General features: G+C 37.3%; 21 protein-coding genes and 4 tRNA genes. 22 read left to right on the top strand and 3 right to left on the bottom strand.

Translation table 11 applies throughout. The annotated features are described in order from the left end of the window. Position 1 precedes the first annotated feature (1 nt). The gene (locus CRS_RS11595) at positions 2 to 193 is read right to left on the bottom strand and encodes a hypothetical protein (RefSeq protein ID WP_142724206.1); all 192 of its coding nucleotides are present in this window, start codon (positions 191 to 193) and stop codon (positions 2 to 4) included. 194 nt (positions 194 to 387) lie between these two features. Here CRS_RS11595 and CRS_RS11590 point away from each other — a divergent pair, with 194 nt between their 5' ends. From CRS_RS11590 to CRS_RS11580, 3 genes are all read left to right on the top strand, one after another. Next, positions 388 to 2,139 carry an AraC family transcriptional regulator gene (locus tag CRS_RS11590; protein ID WP_142724205.1) on the top strand — a complete coding sequence of 584 codons (1,752 nt, stop codon included), beginning with the start codon at positions 388 to 390 and terminating at the stop codon, positions 2,137 to 2,139. Positions 2,140 to 2,541: 402 nt separating this feature from the next. Next, positions 2,542 to 4,122: a Na+/H+ antiporter gene (locus tag CRS_RS11585; protein ID WP_142724204.1), complete on the top strand. Its 1,581-nt coding sequence runs from the start codon at positions 2,542 to 2,544 to the stop codon at positions 4,120 to 4,122. 12 nt (positions 4,123 to 4,134) lie between these two features. Beyond that, positions 4,135 to 5,184, top strand: coding sequence for an MBL fold metallo-hydrolase (locus CRS_RS11580; protein ID WP_142724203.1), 1,050 nt, complete (start codon positions 4,135 to 4,137; stop codon positions 5,182 to 5,184). A 169-nt stretch (positions 5,185 to 5,353) separates the two neighbouring features. On the opposite strand, the gene CRS_RS24675 is transcribed toward CRS_RS11580, so the two are convergent. Beyond that, positions 5,354 to 6,193 carry a DUF4822 domain-containing protein gene (locus CRS_RS24675; RefSeq protein WP_228451233.1) on the bottom strand — a complete coding sequence of 280 codons (840 nt, stop codon included), beginning with the start codon at positions 6,191 to 6,193 and terminating at the stop codon, positions 5,354 to 5,356. Between the two features lie 287 nt (positions 6,194 to 6,480). Here CRS_RS24675 and CRS_RS11570 point away from each other — a divergent pair, with 287 nt between their 5' ends. The 11 genes from CRS_RS11570 to CRS_RS11525 all read left to right on the top strand — a co-directional run bounded on the left by CRS_RS11570 (position 6,481) and on the right by CRS_RS11525 (position 13,977). Continuing rightward, on the top strand, positions 6,481 to 7,194 hold the full coding sequence (locus CRS_RS11570; RefSeq protein ID WP_172617045.1) for a DUF434 domain-containing protein: 714 nt from the start codon (positions 6,481 to 6,483) through the stop codon (positions 7,192 to 7,194). Between the two features lie 4 nt (positions 7,195 to 7,198). Beyond that, positions 7,199 to 7,849, top strand: a complete 651-nt coding sequence (locus CRS_RS11565) for a hypothetical protein (protein ID WP_142724201.1) — start codon at positions 7,199 to 7,201, stop codon at positions 7,847 to 7,849. A gap of 180 nt (positions 7,850 to 8,029) precedes the next feature. Continuing rightward, a complete protein-coding gene (locus CRS_RS11560) occupies positions 8,030 to 9,394 on the top strand; it encodes an SDR family NAD(P)-dependent oxidoreductase (RefSeq protein ID WP_142724200.1) in 1,365 nt (454 codons plus the stop codon). An 88-nt stretch (positions 9,395 to 9,482) separates the two neighbouring features. Further along, positions 9,483 to 9,554 (top strand) — tRNA-Gly (locus tag CRS_RS11555). 3 nt (positions 9,555 to 9,557) lie between these two features. Further along, positions 9,558 to 9,631 (top strand) — tRNA-Asp (locus CRS_RS11550). Between the two features lie 97 nt (positions 9,632 to 9,728). Further along, a tRNA-Ser gene (locus tag CRS_RS24410) sits at positions 9,729 to 9,800 on the top strand. 23 nt (positions 9,801 to 9,823) lie between these two features. Continuing rightward, a complete protein-coding gene (locus CRS_RS11545; RefSeq protein ID WP_142724199.1) occupies positions 9,824 to 10,345 on the top strand; it encodes a hypothetical protein in 522 nt (173 codons plus the stop codon). Beyond that, positions 10,332 to 12,263 carry a hypothetical protein gene (locus tag CRS_RS11540; RefSeq protein ID WP_142724198.1) on the top strand — a complete coding sequence of 644 codons (1,932 nt, stop codon included), beginning with the start codon at positions 10,332 to 10,334 and terminating at the stop codon, positions 12,261 to 12,263. The genes CRS_RS11545 and CRS_RS11540 overlap by 14 nt, the downstream gene beginning before the upstream one ends. 4 nt (positions 12,264 to 12,267) lie before the next feature. Beyond that, a tRNA-OTHER gene (locus CRS_RS11535) sits at positions 12,268 to 12,337 on the top strand. 19 nt (positions 12,338 to 12,356) lie between these two features. Further along, a complete protein-coding gene (locus CRS_RS11530; RefSeq protein ID WP_142724197.1) occupies positions 12,357 to 13,184 on the top strand; it encodes a Sir2 family NAD-dependent protein deacetylase in 828 nt (275 codons plus the stop codon). A 7-nt stretch (positions 13,185 to 13,191) separates the two neighbouring features. Beyond that, complete coding sequence (locus CRS_RS11525) at positions 13,192 to 13,977, top strand: TatD family hydrolase (RefSeq protein WP_142724196.1); 786 nt, start codon at positions 13,192 to 13,194, stop codon at positions 13,975 to 13,977. 51 nt (positions 13,978 to 14,028) lie between these two features. Here CRS_RS11525 and deoD read toward each other — a convergent pair whose 3' ends face one another. Continuing rightward, positions 14,029 to 14,739: a purine-nucleoside phosphorylase gene (deoD, locus tag CRS_RS11520; RefSeq protein WP_041462068.1), complete on the bottom strand. Its 711-nt coding sequence runs from the start codon at positions 14,737 to 14,739 to the stop codon at positions 14,029 to 14,031. Between the two features lie 263 nt (positions 14,740 to 15,002). Here deoD and CRS_RS11515 point away from each other — a divergent pair, with 263 nt between their 5' ends. The 8 genes from CRS_RS11515 to CRS_RS11480 all read left to right on the top strand — a co-directional run bounded on the left by CRS_RS11515 (position 15,003) and on the right by CRS_RS11480 (position 23,795). Further along, positions 15,003 to 15,395 (top strand): VOC family protein, encoded by a 393-nt coding sequence (locus CRS_RS11515; RefSeq protein WP_142724195.1) that lies wholly within the window; start codon positions 15,003 to 15,005, stop codon positions 15,393 to 15,395. Between the two features lie 245 nt (positions 15,396 to 15,640). Then, positions 15,641 to 16,297 carry a hypothetical protein gene (locus CRS_RS11510; protein WP_172617044.1) on the top strand — a complete coding sequence of 219 codons (657 nt, stop codon included), beginning with the start codon at positions 15,641 to 15,643 and terminating at the stop codon, positions 16,295 to 16,297. Further along, positions 16,284 to 16,865, top strand: coding sequence for a DUF4919 domain-containing protein (locus tag CRS_RS11505; RefSeq protein WP_142724194.1), 582 nt, complete (start codon positions 16,284 to 16,286; stop codon positions 16,863 to 16,865). The genes CRS_RS11510 and CRS_RS11505 overlap by 14 nt, the downstream gene beginning before the upstream one ends. Before the next feature lie 12 nt (positions 16,866 to 16,877). Next, positions 16,878 to 18,011, top strand: coding sequence for an AAA family ATPase (locus tag CRS_RS11500; RefSeq protein WP_142724193.1), 1,134 nt, complete (start codon positions 16,878 to 16,880; stop codon positions 18,009 to 18,011). Further along, the gene (locus CRS_RS11495) at positions 17,984 to 18,727 is read left to right on the top strand and encodes a hypothetical protein (protein ID WP_142724192.1); all 744 of its coding nucleotides are present in this window, start codon (positions 17,984 to 17,986) and stop codon (positions 18,725 to 18,727) included. The genes CRS_RS11500 and CRS_RS11495 overlap by 28 nt, the downstream gene beginning before the upstream one ends. Beyond that, positions 18,718 to 21,096 carry a hypothetical protein gene (locus CRS_RS11490; RefSeq protein ID WP_142724191.1) on the top strand — a complete coding sequence of 793 codons (2,379 nt, stop codon included), beginning with the start codon at positions 18,718 to 18,720 and terminating at the stop codon, positions 21,094 to 21,096. Before CRS_RS11495 ends, CRS_RS11490 begins: the two co-directional genes overlap by 10 nt. Continuing rightward, positions 21,086 to 22,780 carry a PRA1 family protein gene (locus tag CRS_RS11485; RefSeq protein WP_142724190.1) on the top strand — a complete coding sequence of 565 codons (1,695 nt, stop codon included), beginning with the start codon at positions 21,086 to 21,088 and terminating at the stop codon, positions 22,778 to 22,780. Before CRS_RS11490 ends, CRS_RS11485 begins: the two co-directional genes overlap by 11 nt. Next, positions 22,773 to 23,795, top strand: a complete 1,023-nt coding sequence (locus CRS_RS11480; RefSeq protein WP_142724189.1) for a hypothetical protein — start codon at positions 22,773 to 22,775, stop codon at positions 23,793 to 23,795. Before CRS_RS11485 ends, CRS_RS11480 begins: the two co-directional genes overlap by 8 nt. Positions 23,796 to 24,107 lie beyond the last annotated feature (312 nt).

Below are 24,107 nucleotides of genomic sequence, written 5' to 3'. Positions count from 1 at the left end.
ATTATTTAGTAATAGGAATCTTTGGTCCTAATCCATCATCAAGTGAGCTACCATCATCACCATTGGCACAACCATCGATATGTTGTACAAGATGATTAGGGCCTCCTCCAAAAATTTTATGAAGATTATCAATCTTTGCCATTTGTAATTTTTTTAAAGATAGTTTCTTTTTGTCTTTTTTTTCGTTTTTCATTGTAAAAAAATTTTTTTTAATTGTTTGCAAATAAAAGCGTTTTTTCTATTTGATCGTAAAAAAGCTTTTCTAGATTCATGAATTTAGAGTTGGTGTTATTTTTTAATTTTCTGATTTTCAGTATTTTGTTATTGTTTTTTTTGATTTTAGTATGACTCTCATTTTTAAATAATATTTTTGTAAAAAAGAGGAAGATGTTTAAAATAAGGTTGCTTTTGTTGCTCGTTTTATGTAATTTATTTTATGCACAAAAAAACAACACTGAAAATATTGCCAAAAGTGTTTTAAAAAATTATAGTTATCAGGAACTGGAGGGAAAATTCTATGAAATTTCGCCGGATGATACTAATGGTAGAAAAAATATTGCAAAATCATACCTTGAAAAAGCAAAAAGTGATCATGATGAAACGCAAATTGCAGAAGCTTATATCATGCTGCATTTTGATGAATCATTGCCCAATGCATTGAAATATCTTGATAGCGTCCAGATGATCACAAGGCAATCCAAAGAGATCTATTATCCTGCCAGGACTTTTTTGTTAAGAGGGAATTTATACTTTAAGTTTGATAATCTTCAGGCTGCTTTGAATAATTATGTACTGGGATTGAAATATGCTAAAGAGAAGGGGTATAAGAGGCAAATTGCCATGGCCAATATTAGTATTGCTTATTTAAAAAACTATATTGGAAAGCATGCTGAGACTGTTAAAACTCTAAGATATTATTTATATAATGCTGATTATCTGAATGAGGACGAACATAATCTTCTTAAAATTAATCTGGCAGATGCTTACATAGACGGTAATAAATTGGATTCAGCATTTGTATTAATACAGGAAGGACTTGAGGCTTCAAAAAAAAATAAAAATCTTTATAGCTATTATCAGAATCTTGGTTTATTGGGGTATTACAATTATTCCTTAAAAAAATATAATCTTGCCATTGAAAATTTACAGCAGTGCAAAAAATACTTTTTTACAGCAAACTACAAAAGCAAAAGAAACCAGAACTACACACTTTTGAATTTAGGCAGATCTTATGCTGGCTTAAATGAAAGAGCTAAAGCAATAGAAAATTTTGCTAAAATTGATTCAATGGTGCTCAAAACGAACTATGTTTTTCCGGAGCTTAGAGAGGTTTATACTTACCTTATTGACTATTATAAAGAAACCGATGACAGGGAGAAGCAGCTGTATTATGTTGAAAGATTTTTAAAGGTAGATCAGGTATTGGATTCCCGCTTCAGATATATTTCCAGAGAACTTCCCCGACGATATGATACCCCAAATCTGTTACAAGAAAAAGAAGCTATTATCAGAGAGCTGAAATACCGGAAAATATTCTTTTACATTGCTTTAACTGCTTTATTTATAATTATTTCACTATTAATCAGGTTTTACCTCAAATACAAAAATTCAGAAAGAAAATATAGAAAGATTGCACAGGACCTGATCCAGGCTGTTAATGAAAATGAGAGCGAAAAAAAACCGGAAATAAAAATGGAAGCTGTTGCTGAAGAAGTACCGAAAAAAACTGAAACAGGAGTGGACAAAATACCGAAAACTGTTTCCGAAGACGTTGTACAGACCATTTTAAAAGGACTTAGTGTTTTTGAAAGTAAAGAACAGTTTTTAAATAAAGGAATTACCCTGGGAACACTTGCAAAAATGATTAAGACAAATTCTAAATATTTGTCAGAGGTAATTAATACCCATAAAGGAAAGAATTTTACAGCGTATCTTAACGATCTTCGCATTGATTATGCGATAGGCAGATTAGCAAAAGATAAAAAATTTCGCTCATATAAAATTCCATTTATTGCCGAAGAACTGGGATATAACAATGAGCAAGCATTTACTTTGGCTTTTAAAAAGAAAACAGGGACTCTACTTTCTGTGTATTTAAAAGAAATTGAAAAGGCTGTAAACTCTATTGACCCAATTTGATGGAGTAGATACAGGTTACATTTACGATATCGGAAATCTCAAAGCTTTACAGAGGAGGTATATTCAGGGAGTTGTTTAGACCAGATCTACGTATTAATCCTTCCGTTTATGCTACAATATCAATCCTGCAAATTTTACAGTTGCCGGAAAGACGTATTGGTTAACTTTTGCTAAGACGTTAGCTATATTAATTCTGTTAGGCTCAATGTTGGGATTAATTATGGTGGGACTGGTCGATGGCTTCTAAATATTAATGTATTTACTCCAAAAATCATTGATTAAAATTTTCACTGCCGGTTAATTTATTTTTCACATCTCAGGATCTTATGCTTATATTTAATTTTCTTTTAAATTTCGTGATCCAAAAAACAGAGACTTAATTTAAAATTAATTGAAAAAGCAATGGTGGAAAATTTTATTTATTATTTAGGGCTGGTTCTTGTCATTATCGGGGCTATTATGCTGGCCAATCGGCTGAAAGTGGCTTATCCCATCATATTGGTTATCGCAGGACTGCTGATCAGTTTTATTCCCGGATTGCCGGTGTTGAAAATTGATCCTGAACTTATCTTTATTATTTTCCTGCCTCCGCTTTTATACGAAGCTTCTTTTGCCGTATCATGGAAGGAGATCTGGAAAATGAGGCGCATCATTACCAGTTTTGCCTTTATTGTGGTTTTCCTTACGGCAATATCCGTAGCTTTTGCAGCAAACTTATACATTCCCGGCTTTTCATTGGCGTTAGGCTTTGTGCTGGGAGGAATTGTATCACCGCCGGATGCGGTAAGCGCAGGAGCTATTTTGAAGTTTGTGAAAGTTCCTAAAAACCTGTCTACTGTTCTGGAAGGGGAAAGCTTATTTAATGATGCTTCCTCACTGATCATTTTCAGATTTGCAATGGTGGCTGTAGCTACGAGACAGTTCTTATGGCAGGATGCAGCGTTGAGCTTCGGATGGATGGTTTTTGGAGGTTTGGGAATAGGAGTTCTACTGGCTTTTGTCTTTCTTGAAATAGAAAAAATATTTCCCACTGATGTCAATATGGACGCGATCCTTAGCCTGGTAGCTCCGTATGTGATGTATATCGCGGCAGAAGAATTTCACTCTTCAGGAGTATTGGCCGTGGTAAGCGGTGGTTTATTCCTTTCCGTAAGAAGACATCAGATTTTCAGAACTTCACAATCCAGGCTGAGAGGGTCCAATGTATGGGAAAGCTTTGTATTTCTGATCAACGGAATTGTATTTTTATTGATAGGTCTTGATCTGCCGGAAATTTTGGTGGGCTTACATAAAGAAGGGATAAGTTTATCCGATGCGATAGGTTATGGCTTGCTGATTACCGCTGTATTGATTCTGGTTCGTTTTATCTCTTCATTTGGTGCTGTTTTTGTAACCTTGATTATGCGGAATTTTATTAATGTAGCAGACAGAAATCCTGGAATGAAGGCCCCGGTATTGATGGGCTGGACAGGAATGCGTGGGGTAGTTTCACTGGCTGCAGCACTGTCTATTCCTGTTGTGATGGAAAACGGACAGCCTTTTCCACACCGAGATCTTATTCTCTTCATTACATTCATCGTAATTCTTGCCACTTTGATTATTCAGGGGTTGACATTACCCACCCTTATTAAAGCACTTAATTTATCCGATTCGGGAGGAGGATATATGTCTGAAGAAGAATCTGAGCATTTTTTAAGGAGGGAGATGCGTCGTGTAGCCTTCAGATATCTGGATGAAAATTATAAAGAAAGAAGAACGGAAAATGAATACTTTAGCCAATTGATGGACCGCTGGGAACAGGAAGATAAAGAAGACTCTATCCATAAGTTATCCGAAGAGGCCAAAGAAATCTATTTTGAAACTCTCGAACAGCAAAGAATCTGGCTTCGGGAAGAAAACAGGCGGAATCCTAATATTGACGAAGAATATATAAGACATTATTTAACCAGGCTTGATCTGGAAGAAGAAAGACTCAGAATGTAAAAAATCAAGCGAATGAAAAATTTAAAAAAGCAGCTCGGGCAGTTTCCCGATGAAAAAAGAAAAGAATATTTCAGTACGCTTCCCAATTATCTCAATGGGAGGTTTCAGAATATATTGACGACACCTGCTTTATTGGAAGGTGAAAGTATGACCAAACTGCTTCTCCAGAGCTTATGCAAAGTAGAAAATACCTCACCCAAAACGGCACTTCCGTTTGTGGTAACTGATCTTAAGAATCTTCAGCCCGAGGAAAATGTTTTGGTATGGTTCGGGCACAGTTCCTACTTCATACAGGTGGATGGAAAGAAATTTCTGATAGATCCTGTTTTCAGTGGAAATGCCTCTCCAATGCCGGGTTCCATAAAGGCTTTTCAGGGGGCAGACTACTACAAGCCGGAACACATGCCGGAGATAGACTTTCTGCTTATCTCACACGACCACTGGGATCATCTGGATTATAAAACCGTTCAGGAATTAAAAGATAAAGTGGGTAAAGTCATTTGTGGTCTGGGTACCGGACAACATTTTGAATACTGGGGCTGGAGCTTTGACAAAATCATTGAGAAAAACTGGTGGGAAAGCATAGACATTGCTGAAGGTTTCAGGATCACTCTTACTCCGGCAAGACATTTTTCAGGAAGATTACTGAACCGTAATATCTCTCTCTGGACATCTTTCGTTTTAAAAACTCCCACTAAAAATCTGTTTTTGGGTGGAGACAGCGGTTATGGTAATCATTTTACAGAAATTGGAAGCCAATATGGCCCGTTTGACCTTGCTGTCATGGAAAATGGGCAGTACAATGAAAAATGGCCGTATATTCATACATTACCAGATCAGCTGATGACAGAAATAAAAGAGCTGAAAGCTAAAAATTTTATCCCTGTACACAATTCCAAATTCAAGCTGGCACAGCACATCTGGTATGAGCCTTTGGAGCTGGCATCAAAGCATGCAGAAGAAAACAACATTCCGATAACACTTCCCATGATCGGAGAAAAAGTAAATCTCGATCAGTTAGAATCAGCAAACTGGAAAAAATGGTGGGAAGAATATAGATAAATGAAATAAACAGAAATTGTCTGAATTTTCACATCTGTTATTTTTACCCATTTAAACTTACTTAAGTAAACTAAAGTTTTTTAAATAAAGGTTTGTGGCTTTGTGAAATTTAATATAAAAAACCTGCCCATCACGGAGCAGGTTCTTCCTTATTATAAAAAAATAATCACTACAAAGGCTCCTTATGGTTTACCTTCGTATGGATGATGTCGTAAAATACAGCTGGATTGGACATATCAGGAGTAATTCTGTAAGTGAATATGGTTTCGTTCAGAACCAGGATATCCACAACACGGGTAAAAGTAGGGGTGGTAAGTGTTCTCTTTTTCCCGTCTGGAGAAATAGACCATGTTCCTTCAGATCTTAGTACATCGTTTAGTCCGAAAATTCTGAAAGTTCCGTTGGCTTTGAAGTAAGAATATCCTACAAAACCTGCGACGCTGGGATCATTTAAGGCTACATTATTTCCACTTTTGTCCTTTGCTCCTGTGGTTTCCCATGGAGTAGAAGCAAGTGTAAGCTGTCCGTTAGCGGGTTCGGCATGAGACGTTCTTGTATGAATAATGTCGTAATACAGAGAAGGATCACTTGAGTTAGGATGGATTCTGTAAGTGAATTCATTTCTGTTCAAAACAAGAATTTCAACATCACGGGTGAAAATAGTTGTTCCGTCCGGATTCAGTGCAGCAATGGTTCTGGTCTTTCCCTGTGGATCTACAGACCATGTTCCCATCGATCTCAGTACATCTGTCAGGTTATAAATAGCAAACTTTCCGTCTGACTTGAAGTAAGCAAATCCTACATATCCGGCTACGCTGGCATCAGTAAGGGCTACATTATTTCCATTTTTATCTTTTGCTCCGGTCGTTTCCCAGGGAGTAGAAGACAGTACCTGTGAGGGAGTCTGCTGTTCAATACTCATTTCATTGTCATCGGTTGAACATGAAATGAAAGATGCTGATAGCAATACAGACGCAGACAAATAACATAATTTTTTCAGTGTATTCATAAGGGTATTTTTAAGTCTTTGCAAACTTATCCCTAATAGATATCAATGCGTTGTATAAAATATCTCATTTGTTGTAGAAAACATAACAGATCATAAATTAGAATGTAAGAAATGATATTGGTGTTGATTTCTACATAATCATACCAACGCTATAATAACTACTACTATTGAATACGTACAATTCCCCTCCTTTGGAGGGATGGCGAAAATTCAAAGAATTTTTGACGGGGTGGTTTAATATTCTCAGATAAAAAATATTTCTTACCATAAAAACTCTATTTTTGAGCATGAATAACAGAAACCGTGGAAAAAATACGGGTGATGACACCCTGTTCGGCTCAGAGAAACAGATCGGCAAGCTGAAACTGGCTGTTGAAGACATGCTGTATCTGCTGAGTAGAGAATACCCGGAAAAAGCAGCTTCTGAACTGGTAGGAAACCGGTACAGGCTCAAAACCCGTCAGATACAGGCTCTTCGTGGAGCATCTGCATCTGCTACACAGCTTCAAAACAGGCAGTTGAAACATGTAAATTCTTCATCGTTAAAAGGAGAGACCGTATATATTGACGGCTTCAATGTTCTGATCCTGTTGGAAAGTCTGCTTTCTGAAGCATATATTTTTGAAGGACTGGATGGCTGCATCCGTGACCTTTCAGGGGTTCACGGAACTTATAAAAGAGTGAATCAAACGCTGAGAGCAGTAGAACTAGTCGCTTCTTTTTATCAGAAAAATCAGATTCAGAAGCTTGTTTGGATCTTTGATAAGCCTGTCTCCAACAGTGGACGGATAAAACAGATTATTCTGGAATTTGCTGAGGAGCATCAGCTCAATTGGGAGGGTGATCTGCAGTACAACCCCGATAAATTTCTGGCAGAAAGTTCAGAAACTGTTATTTCCTCCGACGCCTGGATTCTGGATCACTGTAAAGCATGGTTTAACCTGATCGGATATCTGATTAAAGAAGAAAACCTCTCTGTTAATCTGATCAAATTGATATAAAAATATGAATCTGTTTGAACCCTATGTTTCTCTGTTTTCTGAAACATGGAAAAGTAAATACAAAGCTGTGTTAGCAAAAGAACATCTGGAAAGTCTGGAAAAAAATATCTATAAATTTAAGGATAATACCTTAGAATTGGATATACCTTATTTTAACGAAGAAATAATCATCGACAGACGTGAAAGTTTTGGAAAAATGATTACGATTCTTGAAAATAACGATTCAGATGAGGTAAAAGCTGAATCTCTGGAAGCAATTCCGTTTGAACATTGGCTGAATGTTTTGGGTCAGAGACTAACCTCTGCAAGTGTCCGTGATGAAAATGCTATTCCGCCTTTGAAAACCATGCTGATCAATGCCTGTCAGGAATCCTTCAATAATGAGATTACCATCGCACAAAGAGCCTGGGAAAAACATGTCGGAAGAATGGATGATGATTTCTGGGGAGAAATAAAGGGAAACAATCAGCAGAAACAGGAAAAAGTGATGGCAAAAATCCATTATATCCTTGAACATAAAACCTGGTGGAATGTTTTCTTCCACTATAAACATGAACTGGTTTTTGAAGTCCGGGAAAAACAGGGCCACGGAATCCGCTGGAGCCACGGAGGGACAAAGCTGATTGGCTTTCTGGAAAAATTCATCAATGAATAAAACACAGACATCTGTGTCATCTGTTAAATACGTGGGAAAATAAAAACGCTTGCAGATCATGCAGTTTTTTAACCTCAAAACTATTTCACCTTTCTGTTTTTCGTCTTTTTTGTTTTCTTTTTTACTACGTAAAAACATTGCGCACTGAGCTTCTAGTTTTGCAGACATAAAACAGAAGCTATGAATCAATCAGATCAAAAATTTTCAAATGAAGAATGGGAAACCTGTCTCAAAGTTTTGAATGCTTTGAAGGAAAACCCTTTTCTGAATCCCGATAATAAAACATTTTCAGGGCTGATTACCAAAATTCATAAAGGTGCAAAAAAACAAAGCCGTCACGAGAATTATTCAGAAATGAAATCCCATGACCTGGCAGTAAATTCCAATTCAGTATTAATGCAGAAAGCATTGGCAGGCGTTTCTGCTTTTTATGATGATGAAAAGGAAGAAGTGAAACTTACAAAGCTTCAGATTCCCAAAAACTGCTACTGCTGTAACCAGAGCTATCAGTATGCGCACTCTTTCTATTCCAGATTATGTCCTGTATGTGTTGAAGAAAATTATGAAAAACGTTTTGAAACGGCAGATCTTACCGGAAGAAATGTAATTCTGACAGGGGGAAGAGTGAAAGTAGGTTTTGCCACCGCATTGAAGGTGTTAAGAGGCGGGGCCAATCTGGTTTTGACAACCCGTTTCCCGGCATTGGCGATGGAGCTTATGCAGCAGGAAGCAGATTATGACAACTGGAAAGACAGATTGTGGATATACGGTCTGGATTTAAGAAATTTAAAGGCTATTCAGGATTTTATAAACTTCTATCAATTTAATTTTGATACACTGGATATCCTGATCAATAATGCTGCACAGACCATAAAATATCCTGATGAGTATTACCTTCCTATAATAAAACGTGAAAAAGAAAAGCTGATAGAATTTAAAAATATTCAGACCCTGATCCCGAATCAGACAGAAATTTCAAGTGAAATTGCGAAACTGGAATATGCTTATCATGAAGAAACACAAGTGGCACTTACCCGTTTCGGACAGCCTGTGGATAACAGAGAAAAAACAAGCTGGAATTCCACGCTGGAAGAGGTTTCCATGTACGAACTGGTAGAGGTGAATCTCATCAATCACATAGCGCCTTATTTTCTGATCAAAGAACTGAAACCATTGATGAAAAACTCAGCGTTTAAAGAAAAATTCATCATCAATGTAACCTCATCAGAAGGGATTTTCAGCTATGAAAATAAAACCATTTTTCACCCGCATACCAATATGACAAAAGCGGCTTTGAATATGATGACCTTAACGTCTGCAAAAGAATTTGAAAATGATCAGATCTATATGAGTGCCGTAGATGTGGGATGGATTTCCACAGGAGCGAAAGAAAGTCTCAGAAAGAAACAGTTTGAGATGGGCTACATTCCACCGTTGGACTCTGTGGATGGTGCAGCCAGAATTCTGCATCCTGTGATGGAAGGAATAAAAGGAAATTACTTCAGTGGAGTTTTATTGAAAAACTATAAAGTTCATACCTGGTAAAATCCATACGGAGATAATAGTAATAATGGAAAAATACATTTTGCTAAAATGAGTTGCAGGTTCGATTCCTGCTTATCTCCCAACTCTTGAAACGGTAGCTCAACGGAAGAGCTTTGACCATCCAAGTCAAAGGCTGCGGGTTCGATTCCCGCCCGTTTCACAGGAGTACATAGTTCAACAGTGAAGAATGCGTCCCTGTCACGGACGAGGTTGCAGGTTCGAGTCCTGCTGTACTCCCAACTTAAATAATGGAGATAATAGTTTAAATGGAAAAATAATTCCTACCCAGAATGGTTGCGTGTTCGAATCACGCTTATCTCCCTAACCCGAAAGTCAGAGCGGTAGTTTAAGACGGAAAAATATATCCCTGAAGGATAGGTTGCCGGTTCGATCCCGGTCTGTCTGGCTTTCATTTTAAAAAATAATACCATGCTTAAAGATTTATTGATTTTTTTGAACATCATTGATGAAGTAAAAGTTCCGGTGCCTATGCAGTGGAAGGAAAGAAAACCGGTTGAAAGAACTACGAGACCAAGAATTCCTAAAACAGAACTGGTTAGAAAGACAGAAGTAATTCCGTTGGAAATTAAACAGGAATCTTTTGAAGATACACTTGTAACCAAAAATGAAAATATACCGGAATACTTTTCAACAGGAAGAGAAAGAAAATCCAACAGAAACTATCTGAACAGAATTAGAAATCTGGCAGAATATACCAAAGGCTATAAAGAATACTGTCTTGAGAAAACAAGCAATCAGCACATGATGAAAGCAGAAGACTATCATATCTATGCTAAAAATGGAACTACAGAAACATTCCTGATTGCAAAAGATGCTTTTATAACTCATAATGAACATAAAATGCTCCGTATAGAAAGTGATTGCTTTGTAAAATATATCCAGCAGGAATATAACCCGATAACCCAAATGATAGAAAATGCCTACGACTGATACCATACGACGATACAAAATATTCTCCGAAGAAGATTGGGCGAATATTGTTTTTGATGAATATGCTTTGATAGAGGTATATGCTAAAAATATGACCTTCCATTGCACCGAAATAATAGGAAGCCTGCTTTTGCGTGGCGAAGGCTGCCGGTTTCCGGAACTGAAACACATTAAAGGAAATCTTTCTATTGATGCACCGAACTGTGAAATTCCATTTCTTGAAACAGTGGAAGGATATTTTAAAATGCATTGCCGTACCCAACTGGATCAGCTTAGAAAAGTAAGCGGTCATTTCAAATGTATTATAGATGCTACCTTTAAAAATCTGGAAATAACCGGTGGATATGTTTCTGTAAAAAATACTAAGGTATATGCCAGGAATGGTCAGCTGCTGAAGACAAGAGTTGTTATTCCTGTTCAGTACCAGTTTCAGGCCGATGCGCTTCTGAAGGATGGTATTTTTGATATCAATATCATTGGAGATAATATTGTGATTCCTCATCGGGAAATGCGGGGTAAGATCAATGTTGTAGGTAAGAATATTTCATTTCCGAATCTGGAATTTGTTCATGGTACGCTTAGAATAAGATGTAATGAGGCATCCGGACACAGGTTTACCCATCATTTTCCGGAACTGAAAAAACTGATTGGTAATCTGAGACTGGATAATACAAGAGTTTTGTTTCCAAAACTTCAGGAAGCCAGCGGAAGCATTAATCTGCAAAGTGGTTCTTATGTTAACTTTCAGGCGCTTGAGAGATGTGGAAACGTAGTTATCAACGGTGGAAGCGGAGTCGCATTTCCGGTATTGACAAATATTAACGGGAACTATCAATATTATGGTTCTGAAATCTGCTATCTGCATGCACTTCAATACGTGAAAGGAAGTTTCAATGCGTTCAAAACCGTTGCTCCTAATATTGCTGAGATAGGAGATCTGATTATCCATGAAAACGTAGATTTCGGACGTCTTCAGAAAATTAACGGGAAAATTCAGATTCCTTATCATGCGGACGTTCAAGTAGATTTTAAATCACTGGAGTATCTTGGAGAATGGGGTGATTCAAAACAGCAGGGGCTTCAGTTTCCGGTTTTGAACTGTATCAACAATTATTTGTATAGTACCTATGACGGTTTTGAACAGATTGCAAAGAATATTTATTTTAAAATTAATAATAATATCTATCTTACAAAAGATCAGTTCATTGTTTCAAGGATGCCATTCCATTTTATGATTCATGAAAAAAGTTATCCTTTGAGAAAGCTGATTGCCATTTTAAAATTACGGCACAGCAGTTTTCAGAATTTTGTGACGCGTGAATATGAAAGACAGTGGGAAAGTTTTGATACTCCGTTTTTTACACAGATTTTAAATAAAATTGAAAGCCTGTGGGATAAAGTGGAACCGATGAAGTTTGAAGAATTTTTTAATGCAGAAAATCGGAATTTTAAACTCTTCTGTTTCAGCTATTATGGCGTAGGAAATCTGATGGAAAAACTGGAAGCTCAAAAAATCAATGAAAAAGAAATTGAAGTTGATTATATTGAATATGATGAAAACGGAAACCAAAAGTTAATCAGGAAAACCAACCGTTATGAAGTTCACCAAGTTGAAAATCAGAAACTGGGAATATTTGTATGGGGGGGAAGACAGCAGTATTCCTATGCAGTGAAATGCTGGTGCCCTTCCACCAAAAAAGAACACTGGCTGTGGATAGAACAGGAGTATAAAGATGATGCTTTAACGGCCATTGCATCTACCTTCAGAATACACAGTAATCTGATTCCATATATCAGATGTTTGAAAAGACAAGGAGATTTGCTGATCTGCGAATTGAAGGAAAAAATAGCTCCGGCCGGAGAAATATGGCCTTTGACGGCTTCAGAGTATTTTAATCTCCTGAGAGCAGAAACATAAACAAGAAACAGTAGTTTAACTGGAAAAACATTCCACTCAAAGGAAGGTCATCGGTTCGAACCCGGTCTGTTTCTATTTTTTAAACTAAAAATCATGGAAGAATTAGAATCAATTTTACATACCATCATTAAAGAGAAAAAAGGATATGTCACTTTTCTTACCGGAGCCGGAATCTCTGCTGAAAGCGGACTTCCAACATATCGTTCCATTGATGGAATCTGGATTAAAGGAACAAAATATCACCGTCCGGAAGAATTCGGAACCTTACAATATTTCAGACAGGAAACAGAAGAAGTCTGGCAGTATAATCTTTTCTGGAAAAAACTCATAGCTGAAGCCCAACCCAACAAGGGACATCTTGCGCTGACGGAAATTGAAAATCTTTTGGGCGACAGATTTAAATTAATCACCCAGAATGTAGACGGTCTCCATCAAAGAGCAGGAACCCAAAAGGTTTATGAAATCCACGGAAATAAACAGAAAGTACGCTGCTCAAAAGAATGCAGTGAACCTATTGACTTTCCGGAAAATGTAAAGCAGAAAGAGTATACAGAAGATCTTACATCAGAAGATATTGACGGTTTGAAATGTAAAAAATGCGGAAGCTGGCTAAGACCTCATACTTTATGGTTTGATGAGTCATATAATGAAAAATATTATTATTTTGATACTGCTTATTATATTGCTGATCATACCGATATTTTGTTTGTTATTGGAACTTCGGGATCTACTGCATTGCCTGTCAATATTGTAGAAACAGTAAAAATCAAAGCCAGGTGGATTGTCCTTGTCAACCCTGAAAGTGATACCTATTTCGATTATATTCTGAAAGGAAGCAAAAGACTTTATTCAATTCGGGAAAGCAGTACATCAACATTACCAACGTTAAAAACAATAATTCAGGAAATAATAAAAAAGTAAAAAACAAATGAACACTTATATTGACATTGGTATTAATCTGACCAATAAACAGTTCTATAATGAACACGAAGAAATTATCAACCGTGCTTTGGATCACGGGCTTGAGCATATGATTCTTACCGGAACCAGCGTGAGAGGAAGCAAAGAATCTGCCGGAATTGCAGAAGAATATCCAGAAATTCTATTTTCAACAGCCGGAATTCACCCTCATGATGCCAAATCATTTAACGGAGAAAGTACCGCTGAACTCAGAAAATTATTAAAACAGGATCATGTGGTTTCCGTTGGCGAGTGCGGGCTGGATTTTGACCGTGACTTTTCTCCCAGACCTATTCAGGAAAAATGCTATCAGGCACAGCTTGAACTCGCTATAGAAGTGGATAAACCTCTTTTTCTCCATGAAAGATCCGCATTTAAAAGATTTAATGAGATTACAGATGAATATCTTTCCCAATTACCGGCAGCGGTTGTACATTGCTTTACCGGAACATTGAGCGAAGCAAAAACTTATCTGGATAAAGGATTTTATTTAGGATTTACAGGAGCTATCAGTGATGAGAAAAGATTTAAACACCTTGAAGACGTTATAAAATATGTCCCTCTTGACAGGATGATGATTGAAACGGACGCCCCTTTTATGCTTCCGAAAAACATGCCCAGAATACAGAACAGACGGAATGAACCTTCATTTTTACCTTATGTGGCACAAACCATTGCCCATCTGAAGAAGATCAGCATTTCCGAAGTGGCAGACGAAACTACAGAGACTGCCAGAAATTTTTTCAGACTATAAAAAAGAGCTCTACTGATGAAGTAAAGCTCTTTTTTATAATGAATTTAGTTCTTACAAACTCTTAATTGCCGATTCCAAAGCCAGTTCCATCATTGGGTTCAAAGCTTTTTCTCTTTCGTCAGCAGAAATTTTTTCGTGGGTAGGGATAATATCCGTTACCGTAAGAATAGTCGCTGCATTTTTTCCTAAATGCTGAGCATTGGCAAATAAACCAAAAGCTTCCATCTCTACTGCAGGACAGTTATATTTTGTAGCAATTTCCGGAGTAGCAGGATCTTTTCTGTAGAAAATGTCACTACTGTGGATATTGATTGCTTTTGCGTTTAAGGATAGTTCTTTAGCCGTTTCATTAATGGTATTGAAGATATTTCCCTGGTGAGAAAGGATTTCGTCTTCAATTCCCCATGCGTATTTAGCATAAGTACTTTCACTGGCAGCTTTATCAATATTTAAAATATCAAAAAGTTTAAGATCCGTATTGTAAGCACCGCAAGTCCCGATTCTGATGATGGTATCTACTTCATATTCTGTAAACAGCTCAAAAGAATAGATCCCGATACTTGGGAACCCCATTCCACTTGCCCCTACAGTAATTTCCTTTCCTTTATAAAGACCTGTATAGTAAAAGATACCTCTGGTTTTGCTTACCAGTTTTGCATTTTCTAAATAATTTTCAGCAATATACTGTGCACGAAGCGGATCCCCCGGCTGCAATACTACTTTAGCAATTTCTCCTTTTTTTGCACTGATGTGAATACTCATAATGTTATTTTGAATAGGGCAAAGATAACAACTTTTAGATTGTTTCAGGTATTGCGTCAATGTAAACAATGAAGTTGCCTGTCATGATCAGAATACATAAGATGTTAGCAATAAGTGCTATAAATGAGATGATATAAAAAGTCTTTTACATTATTCAAAATATAATCCGGTAAATACAAAACAATAAAATAATAATAAGGAGCAGGTATCGTGAAAACAGCCGGGCTACTTTTGCAGAAGTAAAACATTTAAAACATTTTAAAATGAAAATCGAGCATATTGCCATTTGGGTGAAAGATATTGAACAATCCAGAGCATTTTATCAGAAATATTTTGGAGCGGTCTCCAATGAAAAATACCATAACCCTATTAAAAACTTTCAATCCTATTTTCTAAGTTTTGATAATGGCTGCCGTCTTGAAATCATGACCAGACCGGATATCAAAGAAAGTGAAAACTCATACGAATCCCAGCAGTATGGAATCATCCATCTTGCATTTTCGGTAAACAGTAAAGAAAAAGTAGATGAACTTACGGAAGTGTTAAGGAAAGACGGCTATACAGTTGCCGGAGAACCACGTACAACAGGAGACGGCTATTATGAAAGTGTCATTCTGGATCCGGAAAATAATATCATTGAAATTGTATCACAGTAAGTCATTGCGAGGAGCTTAAACGACGAAGCAATCTATTGATGATTTTAAAAACGCAAAGACGCAAAAAGGGATAGCCTTGCTGAAAATCTTTGATTTTCTTGCGCCTTAAAAATAATTACAAGACTTATTCTCTTCGCGCCTTTGCGTTTTTCAACCTCGTAACCGTCAAAAAGAATCCATATTTAACACGAATCTTCCCAACAAAAATTTTATTCTCAACGAAATAATTTTATTTTTGTTAGATCATGGAAACCAAGTCACCGTTTTTAGACACGATCTTTTTGCTTCGTAAGGAAGAATGTATTACTCTTTTTTCAGGCTTACAGCAAATCTCCCCTCAGGAAGAGGAGGAAGCAGGAGGTTATTTTGAAACAGAATTCGAAAAAGAACGGCTTGAGTTTTTGTCAGACCAATTATCCTGTAACAAAGAGGCTGCCGTATGGGCTGCAAAAGTGCTCTATCATAGCGCACAGCTCTATCTGATCAGAGAAAATACAGAGAAAAATATTGAAAAACTTATTCCCGGATTCAAAGGAACAAGAGATATTTCTTCTATCTTATCTGCAGATTTATCGCTGAGGTTTTTGCCCCAGATCATTATTGCTTTAAATACAGTTGACCCTGAAGATCCGCTGATTGCTATGCTGGAAAATATTCTGACCGGGTTTCACTATTCAGGAATAGGATATGATCTTGATCTGAAAGATGTGAACTGGCAGGAAGAACTGGCAGACAAAACTTACAGGAAACTCTATCTGGAAAGAATTGTTGAAAAAAAAGATTATAAACTGGCAGAAATTCCGTTTATCAATAAACTACTAACAGCCGAATTCGGAATGCACAAAAACGCATTCTGGCGAGAACTAAAAACCATAACCGAAGACCACAATGAAAACGTATGAGAAAGTATTTGAATTTTTAGCAGACCCGACAAAAGAAACATTCCTGAAATGCCGTGAGCTGGTGATCAATGATCCTGAATATGATCCCTATTCGGAAGACCTTGAAAATATCCAGGATTTGCTTGATGATGCAAAATTTGAAGAAGTTATACAATATGTCAATGTCAATATTTTGTTAAGCCCAAGAGCACATATCTATAAATATTTTGCTTACAAGGAATTGGGCGATGAAAAAGGGAGAAGCATTGAAATGACCATAGCACAGATTATTTTTGAATGCCTTGAAAAAACAGGAGACGGAACCAAGGATTCCCCCTATATTATCACAAGAATTTCCGATGAAAGAGATCTGATCAGGCAGCATCTTAATAAACAGGACGTATCACAAAGTCTGGTCAGGGACGGAGATAAGATGATGGATGCACTCACGCTGGATGACGGGACACAGCTGTACTTCGATATCAGAGTGCCTTATCAGAGACTTGCTTTTTCATTCAGCAAAAGAAATGAACAGGCAGAAAATAAAGCAGAAGAGAAGCCACAGAAGAAAAAGTGGTGGAAATTTTAATTTTTTAAATCAATGAATCAGAATATCAATCAACTCAATACAGTTTTAAACTACGTAAAAGATACTTTTGTAGGAAAAAATGATGTCGTAGACCTATTGGGAATATGTCTTTTGGCAAGAGAAAATGCCTTTTTATACGGTCCCCCGGGAACTGCAAAATCAGCTATTGTCAGAACGCTGTCAAAAACAGTAAAAGACGGCAAAAATTTTGAATATCTGCTGACCCGTTTTACAGAACCCAATGAGATTTTTGGTCCTTTTGATATCAGAAAGCTGAAAGAAGGAGAACTTTTGACCAACACAGAAGGAATGATGCCTGAAGCTTCCATGGTTTTCCTGGATGAGATCTTCAATGCAAACTCGGCTATTCTGAATTCCCTTCTGATGGCACTTAACGAAAAAATCTTTAAACGGGGAAAGGAAACCAAACACTTACCTGCACTGATGTTTGTAGGAGCAAGTAATGTTCTTCCGGAAGATGAAGCGCTGAACGCATTATTTGACCGTTTTCTGGTAAGAATTAATGTCGATTATGTGAATCCGGAACTTTTACAACAAGTCCTTCTGGCAGGAAGAAAACTGGAAAATGAAGAAGAAACGGAAATTCCCGAAATTCATGCCGATGAAATCCGGCAGTTACAAAACCTGTGCAGAACCATAGATCTTAAACCGATTTATGAAGTTTATCTGAATACGATCATGACACTTAGGAATACGGGAATTGCTATTTCGGACCGTAGAGCCGTAAAACTTCAGAACCTGATTGCAGCAAGTGCTCTGATCTGTGGTAGAAAAGAAGCGGTGCTTTCAGACCTGTGGGTATTGAAGCATATCTGGGATACAGAAGAACAGATTGAAATTCTGGAGGGAATCATCAACAGGACAATCGAGAAAGATGATCATCCGGATTCCCATCCGCAGGCGATGCAGAACAAAACACCCAATCCTGAGGAAGTGATGAAAGACGTAAAGATTCTGGTGGAAAAATGGAATGGAGGAACATTGAGTTTTGAAGAGCAGAATGTAATTAAAGATAAACTGAGGTATCTGCAGACCCGTTGCGACTGGATCAGAAACCCGGAACAGAAGCAGTATATACAGCAGGAAATTGAAAGCTTATGGCAGAAGATTCTTCAAAGCGTTTAAAAGAATTCTGGGCGGAACTTCCCTGTGCTGATGAAGATTTTCTGGGCTCAATCAGAGACTGGAAAAACATTCAGATTGCCGTAGATGAAGAAACAATCTGGCTCAAAGGTTTTACCGGTGAACAGGCGGAAGCTTCGGAAATACAGCAGTTGCCTGATTTTATTTTGTATGAACTACGTGATGGATTGTTATTTAAAAAAGAGGCTCTGGTTCCCAGTAAAAAAATGAGAACCGCATTGCTTTGGATACCTATAGATAAAGCATTACAGCTTAGTCTGCCACCTTCCAACCAAAACTATTTTGGAATTCAGGAACAGGTTCAGGTAAAATTAAAAGAAAGCCATGAGGAGCAGCCGGTAATCGCTTTATTAAGCAATATAGCAGATATCGAAGAAAGCATCGCAGCATTACCAAAGTTTAAGCTTGAAAAAATAAAATGGACGGTGTTAGGAAATAAAGCCTTATTTCTAGGAGTTCCGTTATTGAGTTTTCCCGGGAAAACCTATTGGACCAAAGACAGGCATTTACTGCCGGCAGGTCTGGATTTTGAATTTAAAAATCTAAGCACACTGTTACAGCAAAAATATAATCAAGAGCAGGAAGGATGGCTGTTATGGGATGAAAATGGGAATTATCTTTCAGTAAAAGAATCAGATTTCCGTCCATTATCCGTAAGCTCATTCCGTCTGACAGAAAAATCAAGAGAATGGAATTAAAGGCTTATTTCCAGTCCTATGAAAATTACTTTTGGGAATGGAAAACTGATGAAGATGTTCCCGGTGATTCCGGTTATCATGAAAACAATCTCCTCTCGGTTCCGGGAGTGGGAGCGATAGCTTACAGGCCTTATGTGATGGAGATTCTCAAAGAACTTCAGCCACAGGGATGGCCTCCCTTTGGAGCATTGCTTATGATTCTGTATGCGTTGCAGGAGGGTTATGCAGATTTTACAGGACCTTTAAAACGCACAGCTGAATTTTACAGCGGGGAAGATTTTGAATTCAACGTGGAAAAACAAATTGAATTCCTTGAAAAGATACAGTCCCTTCCCAAAGTTTATAAGCAGAAACAGAACAGAATTGTATTGCTGCAGACTTTATTCAGCAATGGTCATAACAAGATACCCTCTCTTTTAGCAGATGTTAATTTAAAAATCTATTATAAAAGACCACAGGAGCTTGCCATCAGTGCAGAAAAGCAAGATGCAAGCCCATCAGTACTGAACAAAGATCTGAGTGCTTTGAATCTGAATGAAAAGTTTCCTACAGTACAGTCTATCATTGATGCCATGAAAGGACTGATTGATGAACCGGAACTGGATGATGAAGTAATAGAAGAAGAAACAACAGCAGATACAGATAAAGACTTTATCACAGAATTGATTGAAGAACCGAAAACATTTCAGGTAGGAAGTCTGATCAAAAGAATCTGGAGCGGACTGAAAATCCCAATGCGCCATCTTTCTCCCGGTGAACAGCCTATCGGAGGAATTTCCGATATGACCAACAAAGGAGATTTTCACAGAATGCTCCTTTCCGAATTTGCCAACGAAGATGACGTCTTTATGAATCGTGTGGCGAATAATGAGGCGCTTTATATTCAAAGAGAAATTCCGCCTGAAGAAAATATTTTTGAAAGAATTATCCTGATAGATACTTCCCTCAGAAACTGGGGAACCCCAAAAGTATTGGCTTTTGCCTCTGCCATTGCCGTGATCAAACATCCGAAAGCCCACTCCGAATGTAAAGTTTTTACCTTAGGACAGGCAACGGTTCCTGTTTCGCTCAATAAAGTGGAAGAAGTGGTGGAAAGCCTTAATCAGGTAAGTCCGGTGCTGGAAGTTTCTGAAGCCCTGGAAAAGTTTTTTAATGAAAAGCATTCAGAAAAAGATCTTGAGGTATTCTTCATCACCCATCACGATAATATGGAGAATGAAAAAATACAGCGGATTGTACACGAGAACAGGGATAAGCTGAAATTTTTGGTGACCACCACTGAGGATGGTGAGATAAATTTTTATAAACATCACAAAGGAACCAGAAAACATATCCAGAAAATAAAACTTCCATTGCAGGAGCTGTGGGCCAATCCGCCTCAGCAAAAACGATCTGTTCAAAATTTCAACGGAAAGAAAACAGACCTTCCGCAAAACTATCCTATCCTGTTTCCGACGCCCGTTAATAAGATCTCTGAGTTCCTGTATGAAGGAGAGTTTTTCATTCTGAGTTCAAAAAAGCAGTTGCTGAAGACTTATCTTTCTGATAACTATTACGACAGGCACTCTTACGATTATTATAAAACACATCATGGCTGTGAAGTGTTATTTGATAAGATTTCTATAAAACCCAGAGGACAGTTTGCTCTGGCAAAAAACAGGCAGCAGCACTTTATTCTGTGTCAGTATCAGTATGATAAGAGGTTGATATCAAAGCTTAATCTTAACACTGGGGAATATTCCGAACAGAATCTCACGGGGATGAACATTCCGGCGTTTTATAAACTGATTTATTTTGGACGAAACTTTTATCTGCATCATCCGGACAATTCAAACCATTACAAAATCAATATCGATGGGAATATCTCTGTGGAAACTATCACTTCAAAAGAGAAAGAACTTGAAAAAAATACAATAAAAGCAGAAACGGAAGTTGCAAAACTAAAAGGGACTGGGTTGCGGATGATCAATAATTTCAATAAGATCGGAATCAACCAGTATGGAAATCTGGTTATTTCAGGCAATGAATTGTACAGCACCTCTGAAAACACACTGTATTTTTCTAAAAATAAATATGATATTCAAATTTTTGCCGAGCAGAACAAAAATAAATTTACATTTCCCGATGGAAGTGAAATGATTACAGATGCACGCGGGATGCTGACCTTCCGAAGCAGTAACAAGAGTATTGAAGAATTTTTTATTCCCTCTACGCTTGGCGGCTTCCTGTCGCTGGCTACCTATACCGAATTCGGAGGATCAGAATATTATCTTCCGGAACACGCCCTGCTGAAGGTAAGAACAATGGATGATATGTGTGACAGGTTTTTGAAACCGTTTATAGAACAGATTCTGGATTATGGAGCTTAGAATAAAACCTTTCCCGAAAAATAACTATCCTAAAAAAGGACTTCTGCTCAGAGGCTCTTCACCCGTGGTATGGCTGCAGGAAATGGAAATATTGGGTATCAATTTAAATGAGGCAAGATCATTCGCTATTCCGGCCAACAGTCCCAATGTGCTGTATGGCTGTTTTCTTATTTTTAATGACTATGCTCCACAGGAAATAGGAAGGAACGCTTATTTTCAATGTGTTGATGACAGACTTTTCATCCCTGAAAACACTACTTTTTATCCTAAGATCAATCCGGAAGACTGGGCACAGCTTGATTCCCGTTTCCTGATTATGCATCCTGAATTCGGATTGGTAAAACTGTCCGAAGAAATCGACTGGATTTCAATAATTCAGCAACCCGGAACAATCAATGAAAGTGTTAGGAAACCTTTGAATGGTGTTTCGATTCCTCAAAAAATAGAAAGCTATACGGTTGAAATGGATGACGAAAAAGTCATGGAAACATTACAGCCCAAACAAACCGAAGAAGAATGGATGAACAACCTGCCTTTTGACCTTAAAAAAGTAATGGCCGGGAATAAAAAAGAAATAGAAAAGTACTTAAAGTATATAGAAAAATACCCTGAACGCGCAGTAGAATTAGGTATACCTCTTGACATTATGGGAACTTCCAGAGGAGATGGCTTCGGAAAATTTACCTGGCTGGAAGGACTATTTGGCGGTGCCGATGGAAAAACTGGGAGCTCAGGAACAAGGAATTTCCACAGGGTGTTCTGGGCTGTCATTATTGCGGCCATTGTGCTGAGGATTGCTTTGCCTTCAGATAAAAATAATCAGGAGCAGCAAGAAAATACTACTTCTTCGGGAACTATAGCAAACAATGCAGTAAAAGCACCATCGGATATGATTGCTTTTCAGTCCGGAACTTCAGAAATCGATCTGAAGATAGATTCAATGTATCATGAGCAGAGAAAAGGATTATCCAAAGAGCTTATCAATGCCGGTATTATAGAGTCCAAAACAAAAGAAGACAAAGAAAATTATAAAAAAGCTGGAGGAAGAGATGTAAGTGAAATAGGAAGAGATATCAGTAAGCTTGTTAACAAAGAAAAGCAAAGCAGGGATTCTCTTAAAACCATTTATACCAAAAGAATCACAAAACATCTTGAACAGAAAACGGAAAAGCTGAAACGTAAAATTTCAGATTCCCTGAAGCAGTATACCAAGGGAAAACCAGTAAATGGCGATGTAGTAAAATATCTTCTGAAAAGGAAAAAAGCTTTGATGGCAGATTCTCTGGGAAAACTCTATGGAACCCTGGATATTCTGGATCCATCTTCAGCCTCAATTGACAAATCGAAAGTAAAAGGTATAGGAACAGAGGGAACTCCGTTGAAAGAAAAAGCTCCGGTTTCGGATATTCTGTATATGGTAATCCTGATGATTGCCGGGGTAGGGCTGTATTCTTTCCTGTTTAAAAATAAATCCCTGAACCTTGGAGGAGATAACGTGCCCGCCTGGGTGAAATTTGTTTTAATTGCAATTCTCGTTGCGATGCTGGTGTATCTGTTTTATCCCTTGGTAGAAATGTTCGGATACAACTGGTTTGTCTGGGTTCTGGTGATAGGAGTGCTGTTAATTCTTTATCGCCTTTTCAGGGAAGATAAAACGATTTTAAAATCCGATGACGATGAATAAACAGAAGTTTTTAGATAAATTTATGGCAGCATTTGTGCTGTTGGCAATGCTCAAAGTTATCGGTATTGTTGCCCAGCTTTTCCATGAAAGTTTCTGGAGTGTGGTCGGAACATTAGGCATTTTCTTAATTGTAGCCTTCATCATTCTTCTTGTGATCACCTCTTTAAAAGATAAAGAGCAGAATAAAAGAAATGCAGCAGGAAGAAAAGGCAGCGGAAGCAGCAGTTTCTATCTGGAAAATTCACTTTTTGACAGAATCCGAAGTAAATATGAAGAACTGGCCGAGAAATATATTGCTGAAAATGACTATAAAAAAGCGGCAAGAGTTTATATGAATCTGCTGCAGGATAATTACAGAGGTGCAAAGACCCTGGAAAATGGAGGGTTTTATAACGAAGCAGCCGTAGTATATCTTAAAAAACTGCATAATAAATCTGATGCTGCAGCTTGCTACGAAAAAGCTAAGCAGTATAAAAAAGCCATTGACCTTTATAAAGAAATGGAACAGAAGGAAAAAGTAGGAGATCTCTATAAAGAAATCAATGATCTTAAAAATGCCCATCATTATTACCAAATAGTAGCGGATGATTATACGGGGAATAACCAGATGGTGAAAGCTTCACTGGTATACCGTAAGAAAATGGAAAAACCTGAGGAGGCACAGAAAGTACTGCTGAAAGGATGGGAAGAGGATAAAGATGCATTCAACTGTCTGAATAACTATTTTGCCAATATTTTTGAGATTAAAAAACTGGAATCAGAAATACGGGATTTGTATGAAAAAACTCCGGCCCATAAAAAAATTATGTATCTGGATGCCATGAAATATGAATTCAGAAAAGATCCGAAGTTACATACAGTCACAAGGAATATAGCTTATGAAATCATAGCCGAAAAAGTAGCGACCCGTTCTGAAATTGTAAACGAACTGAAATATTTTAATCCCGATGATCAGGTAATCCTGAAAGATATTTCAAGATTCAAAACCGGAAGAAATAAAATGTTCAGGAATTAAATATTCAAAGATTGAAGAATTTAAATATTTAAAAACGCTTTTGCTTCATCAAATGAATGTTAATTGATTCCCCTTAGCACATTAAAAATAATCATTTGGGAAAATAAAAACTTCGTTTATGAGATATTGCAATTCTATTTTGTTGGGAATTGCAAAGACGCGAAGATTTTATAAATGTAATGTATAATTTTCAGACACAAGAAAATCAAAGATTTTCAGTACGGGTAATTTATTAATTATTGCATTATCCAGAAATATATTTTTAGTGGTATTAAATTTTATCGCAGATAAAATCCTTGTGTTTTAAAGTAT

The sequence above is a fragment of the Chryseobacterium sp. ON_d1 genome (genome assembly GCF_006829085.1).
Lineage (GTDB): Bacteria > Bacteroidota > Bacteroidia > Flavobacteriales > Weeksellaceae > Chryseobacterium.
Note: the sequence above shows the minus strand (reverse complement) of the source record. Positions and strands in the feature narration are given on the sequence as shown.